The organism is Patescibacteria group bacterium (genome assembly GCA_040387855.1).
Taxonomy (GTDB): Bacteria; Patescibacteriota; Minisyncoccia; order Phycocordibacterales; family JAKAEA01; genus JAZKCY01.
In genome coordinates this window covers 208,686-225,554 of sequence record JAZKCY010000001.1, presented here as the reverse complement: position 1 = coordinate 225,554, position 16,869 = coordinate 208,686, and the positions used below count along the sequence as shown (strand labels likewise).

Annotated in this window: 22 protein-coding genes and 2 tRNA genes; 4 read left to right on the top strand and 20 right to left on the bottom strand. The window is 35.7% G+C overall.

Annotation, left to right across the window (positions count from 1 at the left end):
* Positions 1 to 24: 24 nt before the first annotated feature.
* Complete coding sequence (locus V4519_01320) at positions 25 to 615, bottom strand: DUF2585 family protein (protein MES2436625.1); 591 nt, start codon at positions 613 to 615, stop codon at positions 25 to 27.
* A gap of 3 nt (positions 616 to 618) precedes the next feature.
* Positions 619 to 1,104 carry a prepilin-type N-terminal cleavage/methylation domain-containing protein gene (locus V4519_01315; protein MES2436624.1) on the bottom strand — a complete coding sequence of 162 codons (486 nt, stop codon included), beginning with the start codon at positions 1,102 to 1,104 and terminating at the stop codon, positions 619 to 621.
* A gap of 51 nt (positions 1,105 to 1,155) precedes the next feature.
* On the opposite strand from V4519_01315, the gene V4519_01310 reads away from it, so the two are divergent.
* Positions 1,156 to 1,593: a GtrA family protein gene (locus V4519_01310; protein ID MES2436623.1), complete on the top strand. Its 438-nt coding sequence runs from the start codon at positions 1,156 to 1,158 to the stop codon at positions 1,591 to 1,593.
* A gap of 4 nt (positions 1,594 to 1,597) precedes the next feature.
* On the opposite strand, the gene V4519_01305 is transcribed toward V4519_01310, so the two are convergent.
* The 3 genes from V4519_01305 to V4519_01295 are packed head-to-tail and all read right to left on the bottom strand — an operon-like array spanning position 1,598 to position 3,545.
* The gene (locus V4519_01305; GenBank protein ID MES2436622.1) at positions 1,598 to 1,966 is read right to left on the bottom strand and encodes a hypothetical protein; all 369 of its coding nucleotides are present in this window, start codon (positions 1,964 to 1,966) and stop codon (positions 1,598 to 1,600) included.
* Positions 1,967 to 1,985: 19 nt separating this feature from the next.
* Positions 1,986 to 3,002, bottom strand: a complete 1,017-nt coding sequence (locus tag V4519_01300; protein ID MES2436621.1) for a DUF2157 domain-containing protein — start codon at positions 3,000 to 3,002, stop codon at positions 1,986 to 1,988.
* Between the two features lie 6 nt (positions 3,003 to 3,008).
* Positions 3,009 to 3,545, bottom strand: coding sequence for a hypothetical protein (locus tag V4519_01295; GenBank protein ID MES2436620.1), 537 nt, complete (start codon positions 3,543 to 3,545; stop codon positions 3,009 to 3,011).
* Positions 3,546 to 3,711: 166 nt separating this feature from the next.
* On the opposite strand from V4519_01295, the gene V4519_01290 reads away from it, so the two are divergent.
* Positions 3,712 to 4,443 (top strand): hypothetical protein, encoded by a 732-nt coding sequence (locus V4519_01290; protein MES2436619.1) that lies wholly within the window; start codon positions 3,712 to 3,714, stop codon positions 4,441 to 4,443.
* A gap of 62 nt (positions 4,444 to 4,505) precedes the next feature.
* Here V4519_01290 and V4519_01285 read toward each other — a convergent pair whose 3' ends face one another.
* From V4519_01285 to V4519_01235, 11 genes are all read right to left on the bottom strand, one after another.
* On the bottom strand, positions 4,506 to 5,336 hold the full coding sequence (locus tag V4519_01285; GenBank protein MES2436618.1) for a VanZ family protein: 831 nt from the start codon (positions 5,334 to 5,336) through the stop codon (positions 4,506 to 4,508).
* 17 nt (positions 5,337 to 5,353) lie between these two features.
* Positions 5,354 to 6,448: a hypothetical protein gene (locus tag V4519_01280; protein ID MES2436617.1), complete on the bottom strand. Its 1,095-nt coding sequence runs from the start codon at positions 6,446 to 6,448 to the stop codon at positions 5,354 to 5,356.
* A gap of 118 nt (positions 6,449 to 6,566) precedes the next feature.
* Positions 6,567 to 6,637 (bottom strand) — tRNA-Gln (locus tag V4519_01275).
* A gap of 55 nt (positions 6,638 to 6,692) precedes the next feature.
* The gene (locus V4519_01270; GenBank protein MES2436616.1) at positions 6,693 to 8,357 is read right to left on the bottom strand and encodes a CTP synthase; all 1,665 of its coding nucleotides are present in this window, start codon (positions 8,355 to 8,357) and stop codon (positions 6,693 to 6,695) included.
* A 32-nt stretch (positions 8,358 to 8,389) separates the two neighbouring features.
* A complete protein-coding gene (locus V4519_01265; protein MES2436615.1) occupies positions 8,390 to 9,316 on the bottom strand; it encodes a permease-like cell division protein FtsX in 927 nt (308 codons plus the stop codon).
* A gap of 12 nt (positions 9,317 to 9,328) precedes the next feature.
* Positions 9,329 to 10,009 carry a cell division ATP-binding protein FtsE gene (gene ftsE, locus V4519_01260; GenBank protein MES2436614.1) on the bottom strand — a complete coding sequence of 227 codons (681 nt, stop codon included), beginning with the start codon at positions 10,007 to 10,009 and terminating at the stop codon, positions 9,329 to 9,331.
* 58 nt (positions 10,010 to 10,067) lie between these two features.
* Positions 10,068 to 10,943, bottom strand: a complete 876-nt coding sequence (locus V4519_01255) for a PCRF domain-containing protein (GenBank protein ID MES2436613.1) — start codon at positions 10,941 to 10,943, stop codon at positions 10,068 to 10,070.
* Between the two features lie 18 nt (positions 10,944 to 10,961).
* Positions 10,962 to 11,037, bottom strand: a tRNA-Thr gene (locus V4519_01250).
* 28 nt (positions 11,038 to 11,065) lie between these two features.
* Positions 11,066 to 11,965 carry a hypothetical protein gene (locus V4519_01245; GenBank protein MES2436612.1) on the bottom strand — a complete coding sequence of 300 codons (900 nt, stop codon included), beginning with the start codon at positions 11,963 to 11,965 and terminating at the stop codon, positions 11,066 to 11,068.
* A 263-nt stretch (positions 11,966 to 12,228) separates the two neighbouring features.
* On the bottom strand, positions 12,229 to 13,176 hold the full coding sequence (locus V4519_01240) for a site-specific integrase (protein MES2436611.1): 948 nt from the start codon (positions 13,174 to 13,176) through the stop codon (positions 12,229 to 12,231).
* Between the two features lie 171 nt (positions 13,177 to 13,347).
* The gene (locus tag V4519_01235) at positions 13,348 to 13,572 is read right to left on the bottom strand and encodes a helix-turn-helix transcriptional regulator (protein MES2436610.1); all 225 of its coding nucleotides are present in this window, start codon (positions 13,570 to 13,572) and stop codon (positions 13,348 to 13,350) included.
* A gap of 100 nt (positions 13,573 to 13,672) precedes the next feature.
* Here V4519_01235 and V4519_01230 point away from each other — a divergent pair, with 100 nt between their 5' ends.
* The gene (locus V4519_01230) at positions 13,673 to 13,978 is read left to right on the top strand and encodes a hypothetical protein (GenBank protein MES2436609.1); all 306 of its coding nucleotides are present in this window, start codon (positions 13,673 to 13,675) and stop codon (positions 13,976 to 13,978) included.
* Positions 13,979 to 14,641: a hypothetical protein gene (locus V4519_01225; protein MES2436608.1), complete on the top strand. Its 663-nt coding sequence runs from the start codon at positions 13,979 to 13,981 to the stop codon at positions 14,639 to 14,641.
* Here the strand turns inward: V4519_01225 and V4519_01220 are convergent.
* From V4519_01220 to V4519_01205, 4 genes are all read right to left on the bottom strand, one after another.
* Entirely contained in the window at positions 14,635 to 15,153 is a 519-nt protein-coding gene (locus tag V4519_01220; protein ID MES2436607.1) for a hypothetical protein, read from the bottom strand. The genes V4519_01225 and V4519_01220 overlap by 7 nt on opposite strands.
* Positions 15,154 to 15,273: 120 nt before the next feature.
* Positions 15,274 to 15,579, bottom strand: a complete 306-nt coding sequence (locus V4519_01215; protein MES2436606.1) for a hypothetical protein — start codon at positions 15,577 to 15,579, stop codon at positions 15,274 to 15,276.
* Between the two features lie 115 nt (positions 15,580 to 15,694).
* Positions 15,695 to 16,264, bottom strand: a complete 570-nt coding sequence (locus V4519_01210; GenBank protein ID MES2436605.1) for a hypothetical protein — start codon at positions 16,262 to 16,264, stop codon at positions 15,695 to 15,697.
* Between the two features lie 3 nt (positions 16,265 to 16,267).
* Positions 16,268 to 16,714: a hypothetical protein gene (locus V4519_01205; GenBank protein MES2436604.1), complete on the bottom strand. Its 447-nt coding sequence runs from the start codon at positions 16,712 to 16,714 to the stop codon at positions 16,268 to 16,270.
* Positions 16,715 to 16,869 lie beyond the last annotated feature (155 nt).

The window sequence follows — 16,869 nt, the reverse complement described above, 5'->3', positions numbered from 1 at the left end:
TTCATCTCGCGATGGTGCTTTTTTTTACCCGCCCATTTGCCAAGTACGAATGGCATCTAATGGAGAAATAAGCATAATAATATTTAATGTAAGATTATCTCGAATCATATACCCCACCCACACCTCCATAAATATAATGAGTGCAATAGATACCCAAACTGGGAATTTGCGTGCTAGGAAAAATCCAACAAACATATACAAAATATCAGCAATCGAATTTAAAATACTATCACCGTTGTAATCAAGTGAGACTGTTGATTCACGATATCGATCAATAATAAAACTAGAATTTTCTAGGATTTCCCATCCAGCCTCAACACCTGTTGCAAGCAATAAACAAAACCATACAGGCCACTTGCCCCTACTAATTAATCTAAAGAATCCATAAAATACAAATCCGTGAATGATGTGTGAAAATGTATACCAATCAGAAATATGTTGAGAGCTTCCTGAAGTATCTCCCCACGTTTGCCAAAACAATGTATAGCCACATGCGCACAGCGCATTGCGTCCCATCATATATTCAATAACCCCAGCCAAAACTACGACTCCTAGTGTTAAAACTACATAGCCCCATGTTGGGATTCGGTTATACCATTTTGTTGAAGGATTCATATATTAATTTGATACTTGAAAATATTTTGTTGACCCATTCCATCCTTCCTCACTTGCTTCAAGCACGCCTGTTCCACCACCTGGAGTTGGTGCTGTAACGCTCGTAAGTGTCACACGCTCATTATCATTTTCAAGATTTGCAAACACAGCGCATTTCCCTTCAGCATCTACTATATATTTATATAAACTTTCTGTCTCAGATCCCTGTGGATCTCGAGGGATCTGATTTACATACTGTGCAAGCTGCGCATTTTGGGCAACGAGCTCTGGAACTAAATCTGTGAGGTCATATGTCCCTGCCCCAGCTTCTGGAACATAACAAGTTGAAGAGATTGCCAATCTTCCAATCTGTGCAATTTCATATTTTCTTTTCGCATCACGTGCTTTACCACGAGCTGTGTTTACTGCGGTTAAAATAATAGCTGCCAAAATTCCAATAATTGCGATAACAACCAACAGCTCAATAAGTGAGAATCCTTTCTTTTTCATACCTCTAGTGTACACCCAAGCTAAATTCTATAAAAGGGTTATAATACATTCGTGATTACGTTAACTCATTATTTTAATTGGATTACCTCGCTTGGTGGGCATGCGAGTAGAAGCGTAACTCAGTTTATCCGATATACCCTTTCAAGCAGTTCTACTTTTGCTTTTGATCTTTTCCTATTATGGATATTTACTGATATTCTCAAGATTCATTATATAGTAGCAATTATTATTTCATTCATGATCGCAATTACTGTAAATTATATGTTAAGTAGAACCTGGGCGTTTAAAGGCACGCACAGATCTATTGGGAAAGGATACATCTACTTCTTACTTATTGCTCTTAGTAGCCTATTGCTTATCATAGGGCTCATGATCATCTGTGTTGACGTACTCCATATGAGTTTCATCACATCAAGAATAACAGTAGGTGCCCTTGTGGGTATTTGGAATTTCCTAATGAACAAATATGTAAATCTAAAAGTACACTAGTGCTTTATAATTCTTGTTCAATTTTGTTTGCTTCTAGTCGTTCTTTTCGTAAATCCACTCGTATTAAAGCAAACAAACTCATGTACACATTTGCTATCCAAACTAAACTAAATCCTGCAAGTACATATCCTCTCCAATCAGTAAATAACAATGTATAGTTTGTAAAATACAGTACTGCAATAGTTACATAATGACTAAAGCAATATTCACAGGTAAATAAATAGAAGAATTTACGAGTGATTATGCTCTTACTTTTTCTACTTCGGCGTTCACAAAACTCACGAGCCTCTCGAAAAACCTCTTCATGAGTAACTGTCCATGCAATGCAGGCAATTGGAATAGCTAAAATAAAAAGCGTTAGGATTTCAGACATAAGTATTTAATTACTTTTACTAGTATTTTTTAGCTAAGTATTTTCGATTTACGTAATAGGTCATATAGCCTACTCCAATCACAGCAAATCCACAGATAATAAGTGCCAATGGCCATCCTACAGAATCAAGGAAGTATTTTGAAGTTAGTTTTATAATATGCCCCACAAGGAAAGCCGCGGCAATCACGAGCATTGCTCTATTTTTTACAAACACACTTAGATAAAATGTTGCAAAGATAAGTACTATATAAGGAAGGTCCCACATTCCACCAAGACTAATTCCCCCACCTAAAATTGCGAGCGTACCTGCTCCATAAAAAAGATGTGTAATAGATGCTCGTTGAGTTACTTTTTCTACAGATCCAACTTTTTTTGATGAGTATCCATATGCTACTGCACAGTACGAAATACCGAGGAGCATTGTTGCCCAAATAATAATATCGTTATCAAAGAGTTGATTATCAAGTATTTTTAGTAAGAAAGCATAGTATGCCCATGTAGCATACCCTGCAATGACAACAGTAAGAATATTTTTTCGAGCAACAAATTGTGCAACACTATAGATACAAACAAAAACCAACGCAATCACTACTTGTGCAGAGATATCTACAAATACATTCATTTCATCAAGTAAGATGAAAGTTCCAAAGGGAGCCAAAACAGCTGATAACATAAACATTACTTGAGAGAGGGTATCATGCACAGACTTACTTAGTGTGAGACCAGCAAGATATGTTACAAGTGCAATTCCAAGAGTAGATCCCACACGGCCTATGAATCCAATATCATCCCAATTTTGACCAAGAAGAATAATAACTCCAATCAACACAATGATTGCTCCAATAATATAGAAAACATTAATAAGGTTTCTTGAGGAGTGTTCAGGTGACACGACTGTGTTTGGAGTAGTACCAGTAGCAAGTACAGATTGTACCTGTGGAGTATCAATTCCAGCTAATGCAGCAAGGTCATCACGAGAAATATTTCCCTGTGCGACCTGATTTTGAATAAATGAAATGATCTGTTGCTTGTCCATATATTTTTATTTTATCCAGCCTAATAAGGTAAAATTATTTTCATAGTAATAACCAGCACTATCTAATCCAATAAGCTTCTTTCCCCCTTTACCCTTTGAAATGAAATATCCACTATTATTGCCATTACTACCAAACAGTTCAAAGACTCCATTATGATTGTATCTATATGCCACAATGTATCCATCTGGAGATGATGGACCCACATCAATTTTTAGTGATTGTGCCTCGGTAAAGCTAATTTCTTTGTTTGTAGAATCTTTAACATTGTAACGATACAATTTTGGTGCATCGATTATAACTCTTGTGTCATTTTCATTCAGCTTTGGTAATTCAACTGGGCGTTGAACAAGTCCTCCATTTTCGATTGCATACGTATTTTTATAGACAGTATTGTAATTGTAATTATTTCGGTCAGCCATTGTATATAAAAAATCATGCTGAGGTTTAATAAAAACATTTGGTAGATATACGACTACTGCAATTAATAATATAAATACAAATGGTAATGCCAGACCTACAATAAGTGGTAAATTTTTTTTCATGATAGTTTGCTCTAGTGTAACAAAATTGTAGCACAAGCATATTTATATACCAGCTACATAGTAATAACTCACACTAACTCAGCAAAGTAAGTATCTTACAACCGAGTCGTCATAGACAACTTACAACACAGTACTGGCAAGTAATATTCATTTAACTTTATAACTTATGAAAAAAAATATAGCATTTAAACTTTCTCAACTGACGCTCCTACTAGTCTTAGCGTTTCTATTCCAAGACGTGACGCATGCACAAACAGCTAGCTCAACTGAATCAGCAAGCACAACACAAGAGACTGCAATTATTGACCTAGATGTCACAGCAACAACAACATCTGCAACATCAACAGATATGATGACAGTTGGAACAACGACACAAGAGGTGGCAACAACAACCATGATCCATGTGCCAGACAATGGTTTGGTGTGGCTCGTTAATGGTTTGGTTCCATGTACTGATCCAATGCTCTGTGTTGGATCATGGGATGGTACAGAATGGATGAGGAATGGTGTTCAGTTCCTTATGAAGTGGAACGGCACTGAGTGGAACTTCTGGTCACATACATCAACTCAAGCAACCTCAACGTCAACAACAACTCCAGGTACATCTACAACAACACCTGAATATCACAATTCAATGTATCCAAGCATGAAGCTTATGCCAATGAGTCATACAGTAATGACAGGTCAAAGTATTGATTTTAGTGGAACCAATTTCCCTCATGAAGAAGATATTTGGATTTATAGAGATGGAGTACGAGTAGGACAAGCACACGCTGATGGTGGCGGAAATTTCACAACTGGATCAATGAGTATGCCTTCAACTCCTGGTATGTATACCTACACTTTTGTGGGAGCAACTACAGGTGTAAATATGTCATCAATAGTTACAGTGCAATAAAAATAGTTATATAGATTATTTTAAAAACAGGACTCTCAAAAAGAGCTTCTGTTTTTTATTATTTAGTTACAAACATATACAGAATCTGCCGCAAAGCCACCATCATTATTCACATCTCCAACAAGAGTTACTCTTACACCTATTTTCAAATCTGAAATAGAACCATCCCCTGAAGATATTTTTATTTTAGTCTTATCTGTAAGATACACAATTTGCTTCTTGCCGTTTTTTAATTCAAGAGTAAATGTAGTATCTCCAACACTAATAATCTTACCGTTGCCTCCAGTACCATTACAAAGGTCACGTTGATTTGTAGTACTTTCCTCACTACTTCTCACACCAGGTTCAAAACCTAATTGCAATTTTTGATAACCATAGAACACAACTGCACCAGCAATTCCCAAAATCAATACAGCTATAATGATTCTATTTTTGGGATTCAAGAAACGCATGATCTTTGCAAGTACACAATATATCCAATACCCAATCATGAAACCAAAAGCATTGAGAATAACATCATCGATATCAAATATTCCCACCTGCAAGAGCACTTGTAGTACTTCGATTATGAGGCCAGAAGCAGCAGCAATTAAAAAAGATTTTTTCCACGTTATATTCTTATAGATTAACGGAATAAGAAATCCCAACGGCACAAGTAATATAATATTTCCGACTAGATTTATACCAGCAATAACCAATCCCCTATGACCAAACAAATATGGCAGAATGGTTTTAAACGGAATAAAGTTGGCAGGATTGTCTGTAGTAGTTCCACCAAAATTTAATTTAACCATGCCAACTTTAATAAGTGGGACATCTTTAAGTACCATTACTTTGATCAAGATCAAACTATATGCAATAAAAAGAAATAGTGCGGTTAATCGTTTATACATATCTCACTATAGTAGACCTATTGAAATTGAATGTAAATTGGTCGCGGAGTTAGTTTCAACAACTGCTCAGGAGTGAGTATTCCAGTACTTGGTGGTAAGAGATCATGTTTATAAAACAATTTAAATCCAGTGAATTGCACAGGTTCATCAACGACAATGTCTCGATATGTTCTTAGTTTTTGTGCCTGAGGTCCCCAACCATCCATATCCATAACTATCTGCACTTCTGGCAGTAACTTAATATTTTCAGATCCAGTAACCATGCGAGTAGTAAAGCGATGAATAACAAGTACCTTTGGTGGAAGATTATTTTCTTTAACAATTTTCGCTAAGAAATTTGTAGCATAATTAATATCATCAGAATTAAATGTTCCAATAACAGATCCCGGCTTCGCACCTGTTTTCATAGAAAATTCCGGATCAATACCTAAATGTACATTTGGCAACTTCAAATATTGCTCAAGTGGTGCAAGCTCTGCTTGAAGATTACTTAATCCCACCTGAACATCGAGGAAAACTATGCCGTCTACTTCTTTTGCTAAATCAATAGCTTTTTGGATGTGCTCATCTGGCATGCGAAGACGATACATTCCATCTTTTCCAGGTGAACCTTGTGCTGTGGTTACAATATAATGAATTGCAGGAATTGCTGGAGTGCTGGGATCAGCTGCGTTCCATTTAGCTACTTCAGCTTTAAGCATCTTAAGCATTTGATCAGGCGGATATTCTCCAAGCACGCCCATCTTTGTAGAATAAAAATTTCCGTAGTACGCAAGTATGCGATTGAATGGCAACAATGCCCCCTCTTTTGGATATGCACCAGCAACTGGCCATGGCTTGTTAGGGATACGTACTGACACTGTATCTGAACTCACTGGCAAAGGAGGGGTCGATGTTGCTTCAGTAGAACTCGCGCTTATTTTTGGTGCAGGATTATTTGCTAAAGCAATCATCTTTTCATTGTAGAGAGCTTTATCAAGTGTTGGAATAACGATACTAGTCTTTTCAGAAGTTGTTGCGGCTACACCGGCAACATATTCATGACTAGATAGAGTACCTGAAATAAAATAGAGAAAGCTTATTCCAGCAGTGATACCAAAAACAATAACCACTATTTGTGGAATATATTTGTTCTGTTTTTTATTATCTTTCTTTTTCCGTTTGATAGCCTATTTAGTATAGCATTGGATGTTGATTTCAGAATCCACATATCAAACTCAAAAGTCTTTGCTGCGGGACTAGGACTCGAACCTAGATACTCTGCTCCAGAGGCAAATGTCCTACCATTAGACGATCCCGCAATACCTTCTGTGAAACAAAAGGGTTTCTCTAAAATACCTCAAAATGGGGATATAATCAAGCTAGTTTCACAGAGGGCTTTTTGTTCTTCAATGATGCTTTTACAAATTCAGAGAATAACGGATGAGGTGCTAAAGGACGGGCTTTAAACTCTGGATGAAACTGAGTACCTAGAAAAAACGGATGAATATCTTGAGGGAGTTCTGCAATTTCCATAAGTGTGCCATCTGGGGAAGTGCCTGAGAAAACAAGACCAGCTTGTTCTATTTGTTCCACAAATTTTGGATTTACTTCATAACGATGTCGATGACGTTCCAAAACACTTTCTATCCCATACGCTTTTCGAGCAATTGTTCCTTTCTTCAAATGCGCTTCGTATTGTCCAAGCCTCATAGTGGCACCAAAGTTTCCGGCTTCTAAATGCTTTTTCTGGTGCTCCATAATATCGATTATTGGATACTGCGTTTTCTTATTTATTTCAGTAGTGTGTGCACCTTTAAGTCCTACAACATTACGTGCATATTCAATAGTCATGAGCTGCATACCATAGCACAGTCCAAGGTATGGGATTTTATTTTCTCGTGCATACGTAATTGCTTTAATGACTCCTTCAATTCCTGATTCACCAAAACCTCCAGGCACTATTACCCCATCATAATTTGAAAGCTCAGATACATCCCTATCGCCAGTTTCATAATGCTTTGAATTTATCCATGTGAGATTTGGTTTTGCTCCTTGATGGTACGCAGAAAACTTTATGGCTTCTATGACAGATACATAGGCATCTGAAAGTACAAAGTCGCCAGTATCAAAATATTTTCCAACTATTGCTATGTTTAATTCTTTGCTGCCATTTTTAGTTTTAGCAACAAATTTTTTCCAATCACTGAGCCCATCATCTTTATTTTTTGCTCGAAGATTTAAATCTTTCAAAATAATGTCGCCGATTCTATCTTTCTCAAAGTTAACGGGTACATCATAAATACTTTTAATGTCAGGAGCAGAAATCACATGATCTTCCTGCACACTACATGAAAATGCAATTTTTTCTTTTCGCTTATGATCAAGCGGATGTGATCCTCGCGCAATAATAATATCTGGTTGTACTCCATATGAGTTGAGTTGTCGCACAGCATTTTGTGTAGGTCGAGTCTTCATTTCACCCAACGTACTTGGAATTGGAAGATACGAAACAATCACAAAAATAACATCCTGGGGATGTTTTACTTTAAGAATTCGAGCTGCCTCGATAAACATTACGTTTTGATAGTCACCAATAGTTCCTCCAATTTCAATAATAGAGATATCTGATGCATGGTGATCGGCTGACTTTTTCCAACGACGGATGATTTCTTCAGTGGTGTATGGGAGTGGATCGACGCATTTTCCATTGTATCCAAGATTTCGTTCTTTCTGAATGATATGGAGATAAATCATTCCTGAGGTCATATAATCTTCAGGAATCAAATCGACATTCAAGAAGCGTTCGTAGTTACCCATGTCCTGATCTGTTTCTAGCCCTGAGTCGAGTACAAAGGTCTCTCCGTGCTCAGTAGGATTCATTGTACCTGCATCTACGTTAAGATAAGGGTCAATCTTTATGGGATTGACCTTGAAACCTTTTGCTTGAAGTATTTGACCGATTGAAGAGGTGGCGATACCCTTGCCCACTCCAGACATTACACCTCCCACAACAAAAATGTATTTATGATTTTTTTTCATGCTGACGTATGGTTATCTTTTGTGATTATCTATTAGACTCTTAAATATCTTCGTACGGCCAAATAACTTGATACTGCCCCAATAACAATTCCAGCTACCAACAACATCACAAACACTTGACCAAAGTTTGTAACATAATAGTTGTACACATTTATTCCTGTGAAGAAGTTTTCTGTTGCTCTACCTAAATAGTATGTTGCTGGAAAAAAGATTGCTCCAGCAATAATTGCTGAGAACATTCCGTACATAATACCAATGATAACAAATGGACCTCGTACATATTTTGAACTAGCACCCACCAATCGCATAACAGCAATTTCTTCTCGAGAAATATAGATAGCCAATCGAATAGTGTTGAAGGTAATCATAATAGACATGACCACAAGCAAGATCATAATAAAGAATCCTAATCGTTGACCTGATTCAATAATCTTAGTAAGTGTATCAATAGCTACTTTATTTTCATTGTAGTTAACATCATCAACTATTGGAGTACCATCTAGTGCAGACACACTACTCTTTTCTAAAAAAGTAACGATTCCAGAATACTGAGATGGTTCTCTTGCCTTCACATTCAAAACTGCGCCCAATGGGTTATCCTTAAGTTCTTCAAGCGCCTGAAGTGTAAACTGATCGTTTTCATGCTTCTTTTTGAAGTTTGCCAACTCCTGCTCTCGTGAAGAGTAATTTACTTGTGCAACTTCAGGAAGAGTTTTAAGAGAATCCTGAATTGCCAAGATATCGCTTTCTTTTGCTGTAGTTACAAAGTACACGTTGATATCAACTTTATCTTTAATTTGGATAAGTGCAGAATTTAATAGAGCACTCATAAATACAATAGAGCCAAGCACAAAAAGCGTAATAGTCATTACGAGTACTGAAGCAAGAGAAACAAACCCATTTCTCCAGAAATTAACAAACCCAGCTCTTATTACACGTTTAGTATTTGTCCACAACATTATAAATTTGAATTATAGGATATATCGTCCTTCTTTATCATCACGAGTAATTCTTCCATTTTCTATGGTTATCACACGGCGGTTTAATGCATCAATAACACCTTTATTGTGCGTAGTCAGAATTACGGTAGTACCTAAATCATTGATCTTCTTTAAAATCTGGACAATCTCATAGGTATTAATTGGATCAAGATTTCCTGTTGGCTCATCAGCGATAATTATATCAGGATGATTTACAATTGCTCGTGCAATTGCAACTCGCTGCTTTTCCCCTCCAGAAAGCTGGCCAGGGAAATTCCACATTTTTTTACCAAGATCAACGAGTTCGAGAACATGTGGTACATCTGAAGCAATTTCTTCGTCGCTCTTACCTGCTACTTCCATAGCAAAAGCAATATTTTCATATGCTGTTTTATTTGGAAGCAAGCGAAAATCCTGAAACACAGCTCCAATCTTTCGACGAAAATGGTTGATCTGATTTTTACTGAGTGTATGAATGTCGGTTGACTGAAAATACACCTTCCCATCAGAAGGTCGTTCTTCAGCTAATAACATTTTAAGCAAGGTAGTTTTTCCTGCTCCTGAGTGTCCCACTATTGAGACGAATTCATTGGGTTCGATGGTAAAACTGATATCTTCAAGTGCTATTGAATCGTCAGTATATACTTTTGAAACATTGTCGAAGTAAATCATAATGCTCTATCTATTGTAGTATCTTGAGCTACAAATGCAACCTCTATAATCTTATTGTTTAGAGCGCTCGTTCGGCATCAATAAACTCATCAAGCGCACCATTCAATACTTTGTCGGCATCATGGACGGTCACATCAGTACGATGATCCTTTACCATTTTGTATGGATGAAGAACATATGAACGGATCTGACTACCCCATTCAATGTCTGTTGTTGAGCTAATTGAAAGTCCAGCTGCTTTTTTCTTTTCATCATCTTCTTGTTTCTTGTAGAGCTTCCCCTTAAGCAAGGCAAATGCTTTTTCTTTATTCTGAGCTTGAGATCGTTCTGATGTTACATGCACAGAAATATTTGTAGGAATATGCACAATACGTACCGCTGTCTCTCGTTTGTTTACATTTTGTCCTCCTGGGCCACCGGCTTTTGAAAGTTCTATTCTGATTTGATCAGGTGGAATTTCGGTTTCTGCTACTTTCTCAAATTTTGGAATCACCTCAACAAGTGAAAAAGACGTATGTCGCATTTGTTTTGCATTAAATGGAGAAATTCGGACGAGTCTGTGAACTCCCGATTCGTTCTTTAATGTGCCATAGGCATTTTTACCTTGGACTTCAAAACTAATATTTCGGAACCCGCCATGATCGTTTCGATTTTCATGAACTATAGATGCCTGCCATCCTTGATTATCTATATACTTTCGATACATATCAAAAAGCATAGAAGAAAAATCTTCTGCATCATCCCCTCCTGCCCCAGCAAGAATATTTATGACTGCGTTGCCTCGATCATATTTACCAACACCTTCTTTTTGTTCTTTTAAATCTTGAAGTTCACGAATAGCTGCTTGTGCTTTATCTTTGTCAGCCCAAAAATCAGCTTCAGACATGGCATTTTCAATCTCTAGTATGCGTGCATCAATAGCTTCTTTGTCCATATCCATAGTATATCAAACTGGAGCCACCTCCGAGAATCGAACTCGGGACCTCTGCTTTACGAAAGCATTGCTCTACCAACTGAGCTAAGGTGGCGTACTCTCCTCTTATCGAGGAGAAGCCATTATAGAGGAGTTACCGTAAAGAAAAAATATCCAAAAGCGATAACTAATGCAATAGTAATTAGTGCTCCGACGATTGTTAAGATAGTAATTCGCTTTCTGATTAGGATAGCTTCTTCAGGATTTACCACAGGGCCTTCTTTAATCTTCATAAATTCATAGAGATACCAGAAGTACATAAGACCAATTGGGGTAAGTACAAATGTCTGAACAATATTATTTATTATAGTAGATGTAATTGGAGTGGTTTGATCATCAATCATTTTAAGATATTCTGCAGATCCATACATTGAAATCCCAACGATAGATTCTATTATTGCAATAACGATTGTAATTATGATTGCGAAAAGAACGAATCCTAGAAATCGCCAAATAACGAGTTTGAAGTTATTTTTTACATAAAACCAACTTCGTGTAAGTGCAGATAACCCACGGTCATTATCAATAATAAGAGCAAAGCCTGCAAAGCTTACTAATAGAGTAAGCAATATTCCTGGAACAATAAGAAGCACCAAACCAGGCACAATAGCTAATGCAATAAGAATTGAAACCCACGCATAAGGAATTGCTAATCGGACAGCATTAGAATACAGCTCTCGTAGTGTGAGCACTTCGGTTTCCTTCTTTGAGATTAGGGTCATCAACACTATAGTTGAGATAAATGAAACGATACTAGTCACGAGAACAATTGCGATAATAATCAAATATTGAGTTGTTAGACTGCCATATTGATCAAGTTGGAAAACTGCCTCATCAATCATTTTTGAAGCGATAACAAGTGGCAATGACTGAGCAATAAACATAATCCCGAGTACAGGGAATATATATGAGTATCGTACTTTAACTTCTGCCCAGGCTTTTTTAATAAGTGACCATGATCCTGGTAAAATATTTGGTTCCATATATTTAATAGTTCGTTAAAATTAATTACGGGAGCCGTTGACCGGGATTGAACCGGTGACCTCGTCATTACCAATAAATAGGTAGAGGTCTAAACCATTACAAGGCTATATTTTTAGAGCTAGAATTTCGATTTAGTTCATTAAATCTATACTGTTGTGAGGACCTGTTTATTACAGGTTTTAACTCAAAATAAAAATCTCCTGAGAGACTCACTGCAACCAATATTTGATAATAATAGCTGACTTCCATCATAGTGACAGATTTAGTGAAAATTATCAACATTACTGTATAACCTATTAATCTCGTCTCTAAGATCCTTAGTTTTCACTGATCTCAAATATGATAACGTCATCTTATAATCTTTATGCCCCATCAACGTTTGAATGTTGAATACGCTTACATTATTTTTAGCTAGGTTACAGGCAAAGGTATGTCGAAATTTATGGAGATGAAATTTTACACCAGATAATTTAACCAGCCTTTTTACCCAATGTTTCAATCCATCGCTACTTAATCCTCGATCTCTATTTGTAGAGATGATTAAATATTGAGTTTTATACTCTTTTTTGCAACGTTCTTTTAAGTAATCCTTTAAATGCATTCCTAGAGTTGGATGTAATGGGACAGAATGCGTTTTTTTAGATTTCGATGTCTCACCTTTAATGACTAACATTGAATTTTCAAAATCAACATCATTAACTTGAAGTGAGATAAGCTCATTTCTTCTCAAACCACAGAACATAAGTAGACTTAGTATTGCTATGTCTCGCTTATGGATTAGTGAATTTATTGAGTGTAACGCCACAGCAGCAAATATTTTATCAATACTATCTTGCTCTAATGCTCTACTATCTTCGTATACTGGATTAGGAAACTTCATCCCAATAAATGGATTGGTTTCTATATGTTGCATATTTACAAGCCATGTGAAAAACACATTTAATCTATTCTGATAGGTTTTAATTGTTGAGTCCTTTACACCAATTTTAATAGTATCTTTTCCAACCTTTCTCCCTCTTGTTTCAAGTCTTTTGAAGTAGAGAGTTAGCATCTCACGAGTAAGCAACTTAACATTGACCACTTCTGGCATAACTTTTATAAAAGTTTTAAATGCCTCAGAGTAAGTACGAATAGTTTCTGGACGAAGCCGTTTAATATACCTACAGTCCTCAATAAATTTTTTAAATAATTCCGAAATATTTTCTTTCATATTTTTTCCACAAAAAAAGCCCAGCGATAAACTTTCTTGTTACATGTTTTTATGTAACCTGGAAAGCCATCTCACTGAGCTTTTTTCTATTTAGTTATATTTATATAGTATCAACAACCTGTTTCATGTCAAAGAACATGTGTTGATACTATGTGTATAATTCCATTCTCTCTAAAACTTAAACAAGTCTTCAATATTAACATTAAGAGTTTTTGCAATCTTTTCAATATTGATTAAAGATACATTTCGTTCACCTCTTTCCACTCCTCCAATATAGGTTCGATCTAGTCCAGCTTTATTAGCAAAAGTCATCTGTGAAGATATTCCTTTTCGTAACCGTATATCTCTCACGCGTTCTCCAAACTTTTTTAAGATAGCGCTGTTTTTAGGGATCATAATACCTTAAGGGTATTGTGATGATGACTTTAAGGCGACGGACTATAAGTATCATTATAATTGTGGTAGAGTAGGAGTATAGATACTTATAGTCATCAACATGCCTCCTGACTTACAAAAGATCATAAATGAGCTTACGGGACCAAGGATTCACTTTGGGACTTCACTTGATACCCTTGTAGAGAAAGGTGTACACATAAAACATCCAGGGATTTCATTCAGAAAAATGAGTCACATGGATTTAGAAGAATTCATTTTAGCAAATAATATCAAGAAGTTTGAAATGGCATTCTGGGCTGAGTATACCAATGCAAGAAGTGCTTTCTGGGGGGGCTTCTGGTTAAGCACTCTCATTTTTGTAATACTTATAATACTTGTAGCTGGTTATGCGTTTGGAATTAAATAAATGTTCAACCTTTTTAAAAAAGTCATCAAAGATGAGTCCTTACTAGAACAAAAAGCTGATCTACTTAAATTTCCTGAACAGTTTTCTAAAATATGTCTAGAAGGAGAAGTTTGTGACGAAGTTAAAGGAGCTAATGGTTCATTTGGATTAATGGCATCCAATCCTATACCTGTTAATGGACCTATTGGTGAAATTAAATATATTGGTAGACTTAGAACGAAAAATAATTCAGCGTTACTATTTCATAGGATTGGATCAGTAACTATAGGTGCAATAGCAAATCCTATTGATGTATTTGAAACTGTATCCTTTGATGGCAAAAGCTGGGATATCCTCTACTTCCATCCATATCACCCGAGACGATCAGTTAAAATTCCAAAAGGATACAGCTTTAGTCCATTTCACGATATTCATAGTCGCTTACCAGTAGGTTTTGGTACAACTAAACTTGATGCAGTCTTTCCATTTGGATTGGGTAAGTTTATTAAACAAGACTATGATATTTTTGGAGACGGTGTGTTCGGTAATAAGCTAGCAGAAAATTACGAAAACCTGATTTCACAGGGTCAGGACCTCAAGCGCCCATTAGAGCATATAAAAAAATTAGAACTAGTGTCTAAACAACTAAATAATACTTCTTACTTTCAAATAAAGACTTATTGAATCTTATTCTTCATTGCCCTATTTGCTCTTCTTTCTTCTACCTTTTCAAAAAGACTTATAAGTGACAATCCTTTAGCATTAGCCCCATGTGTATGATCTGTCTCATATAAACCATGCAATTTAATTGATTTTTCGAGAGCCTTATCTTGTGATGTAGCATCTGGCTGAATGAAATATACTTCTATTTCATTTTTTTGATCCCCTACTTCTCGTAAATTTAAAATGGTCAATCCTGCCTTTTCAAACATTTTCTTAACGGTATCTAAACCAAGGATTGAAGGAAATGTCCGACTTACTATTTCTCCCCTTTCAAACAACTCACTAACTTTCTCAAGAATTCGTTGCTCTGGAATATAATTTTGAAGCATCTGCTGAAAACCTTTACTCTTAACCAGTGATTGTGGATTATGAGCGTGACTCCTGGAATAACCAGCTTCTTTCATAGCTTTACTAACATTTCCCTGATTTTCAATGGTTTTATTAAAAGCCAATTTTTGACGCAATGTTGCCATAACTTTATTCTAGCAAACTAATAGAAAAGAGTATGTTTACAAATTAGATTTTTCTACAATTTGCCATTTATTTTTATGCACAACCTCCCTTAAATTAATGGGTCAACACCTAGACAGCATTTAATCACCTACAAAAACCAAATGTTCCTGCATATCTATATCCTTAGCGAATTTTACTAAGCTTTCTATTTCCTCTTTATCCTTTTCATCAGTAAGTGAATCTTTAAACGATTGAAGTTCTTCAATGAGATCCTTTGTCTGTTGTGAATTAAAATAAGTATCCTCGTAAGATGCGATCCCTTTTAATAATGGATAAATTCGAGTATCTATTTTACTTATTATATTAATCATTTTTTCAGGAAAAGACACATTGCCTTTCCATATTATTTTATTTCCACCGTCCTCTAATTGTTTTTTAATATACATATCAGTTAATTATTATTATTAAGGATTTGGTCTACCTGAATGTGAGGTAGTAATTAGGGTCAAGTCAAATTTTTCGCTTATTAATGCAATAAAAAATTTAAATATATAGTTAAGGTTATTTTTCACTTTCTCTAATCCACGAATCCTCAATACTTTTTCGTTTTGCGTGCCATCCCACAGGTAGATTACCCAATTCAGACAAAGTATTATCATTTTCAATTAAGTACCTCAAAGGGATAAAAATTGCGTTTTTATCCTCAGTTTTTTCAGATGGCAAAAACTGCCAATCGCCATCTAATTCATGTATTGCAAATAAAACAGGTTTTATACCCGAAGCTATTTCTGGAGTAGTAAACACTCTGGCATTTATTGCTTCTTTAAATTCCCAGTTTGTAATTTTTTTATCATCCCAGATCTGAATGATATCCAGAGGATGAAATATTACTATATCTCCTGCTTTTAACAATCCACTCATTTTTTCACCTACAGGATCATTATCTAAAACCCCAGTCCATTCTGAAATATCTTGCTGTTGTATTATTTTTACCCACATTCTTTCTACTCCTTCTTCTTCATGTCTAATCATAATTTTGACAAGATTGCCTGGTTTAAGTTCAACTAAACTTTCTTTTGAAGGCAAGAAAAAGTTTCCTGTTAATGGGGGTCTTTCAACTTTGTATTTCATGAATTATTTCATCTCATTAACTGAAGAGTATACATCAAGAGTTAAGCCAATTCCTAAATCACAGAATTTTCTAAGTAATTCAAAATGAAATATTCCAGCAGAATTTGAATCAACGTAAAACCCAACGGTTATTTCTAAAACTCCATCCTCGTCAACAAATTCTTTGAATTCTCTTTTCAAAACTGAAAGCTTCTCTAAGACTTCTTCAAGACTATTTTCCAAACGAATTTCTGAACTTTTTAATAAAGAATTATTTAGAGCAAAATAACAGTATGATTCTTTGTATGTTCCTTCCAGATCTTCTCCCGATTGGGTCTTTCGTTTATCTCCTGCAGTCCAAATTCGTCGAGGATAAAATCCAGAAACTTCACTAATTCTATTATATAACTCACTTAATTTCTTCTTTGGATGTACAAGACTGAAACTTAAATTATATTCGTATGGATGCATAATATGTTTTATTAATGAAATTAAAATACATATTTTCTTAGGTCAGTAAATGATCCAGACTGATCACTAATTCTCATAGCTCCGTATGGATAATAATCTGAAAGTTCTTCAATACTTCCTGAAACATTTGATACAATACTTGATCCAGATAGATG

Coding starts and splice junctions, on each gene's coding strand:
- V4519_01320 (MES2436625.1), bottom strand. CDS start 615: ATGAATCCTTCAACAAAATGGTATAACCGAATCCCAACATGGGGCTAT.
- V4519_01315 (MES2436624.1), bottom strand. CDS start 1,104: ATGAAAAAGAAAGGATTCTCACTTATTGAGCTGTTGGTTGTTATCGCA.
- V4519_01305 (MES2436622.1), bottom strand. CDS start 1,966: ATGTCTGAAATCCTAACGCTTTTTATTTTAGCTATTCCAATTGCCTGC.
- V4519_01300 (MES2436621.1), bottom strand. CDS start 3,002: ATGGACAAGCAACAGATCATTTCATTTATTCAAAATCAGGTCGCACAG.
- V4519_01295 (MES2436620.1), bottom strand. CDS start 3,545: ATGAAAAAAAATTTACCACTTATTGTAGGTCTGGCATTACCATTTGTA.
- V4519_01290 (MES2436619.1), top strand. CDS start 3,712: ATGAAAAAAAATATAGCATTTAAACTTTCTCAACTGACGCTCCTACTA.
- V4519_01285 (MES2436618.1), bottom strand. CDS start 5,336: ATGTATAAACGATTAACCGCACTATTTCTTTTTATTGCATATAGTTTG.
- V4519_01270 (MES2436616.1), bottom strand. CDS start 8,357: ATGAAAAAAAATCATAAATACATTTTTGTTGTGGGAGGTGTAATGTCT.
- V4519_01265 (MES2436615.1), bottom strand. CDS start 9,316: ATGTTGTGGACAAATACTAAACGTGTAATAAGAGCTGGGTTTGTTAAT.
- ftsE (MES2436614.1), bottom strand. CDS start 10,009: ATGATTTACTTCGACAATGTTTCAAAAGTATATACTGACGATTCAATA.
- V4519_01255 (MES2436613.1), bottom strand. CDS start 10,943: ATGGACAAAGAAGCTATTGATGCACGCATACTAGAGATTGAAAATGCC.
- V4519_01245 (MES2436612.1), bottom strand. CDS start 11,965: ATGGAACCAAATATTTTACCAGGATCATGGTCACTTATTAAAAAAGCC.
- V4519_01240 (MES2436611.1), bottom strand. CDS start 13,176: ATGAAAGAAAATATTTCGGAATTATTTAAAAAATTTATTGAGGACTGT.
- V4519_01235 (MES2436610.1), bottom strand. CDS start 13,572: ATGATCCCTAAAAACAGCGCTATCTTAAAAAAGTTTGGAGAACGCGTG.
- V4519_01230 (MES2436609.1), top strand. CDS start 13,673: ATGCCTCCTGACTTACAAAAGATCATAAATGAGCTTACGGGACCAAGG.
- V4519_01225 (MES2436608.1), top strand. CDS start 13,979: ATGTTCAACCTTTTTAAAAAAGTCATCAAAGATGAGTCCTTACTAGAA.
- V4519_01220 (MES2436607.1), bottom strand. CDS start 15,153: ATGGCAACATTGCGTCAAAAATTGGCTTTTAATAAAACCATTGAAAAT.
- V4519_01215 (MES2436606.1), bottom strand. CDS start 15,579: ATGTATATTAAAAAACAATTAGAGGACGGTGGAAATAAAATAATATGG.
- V4519_01210 (MES2436605.1), bottom strand. CDS start 16,264: ATGAAATACAAAGTTGAAAGACCCCCATTAACAGGAAACTTTTTCTTG.
- V4519_01205 (MES2436604.1), bottom strand. CDS start 16,714: ATGCATCCATACGAATATAATTTAAGTTTCAGTCTTGTACATCCAAAG.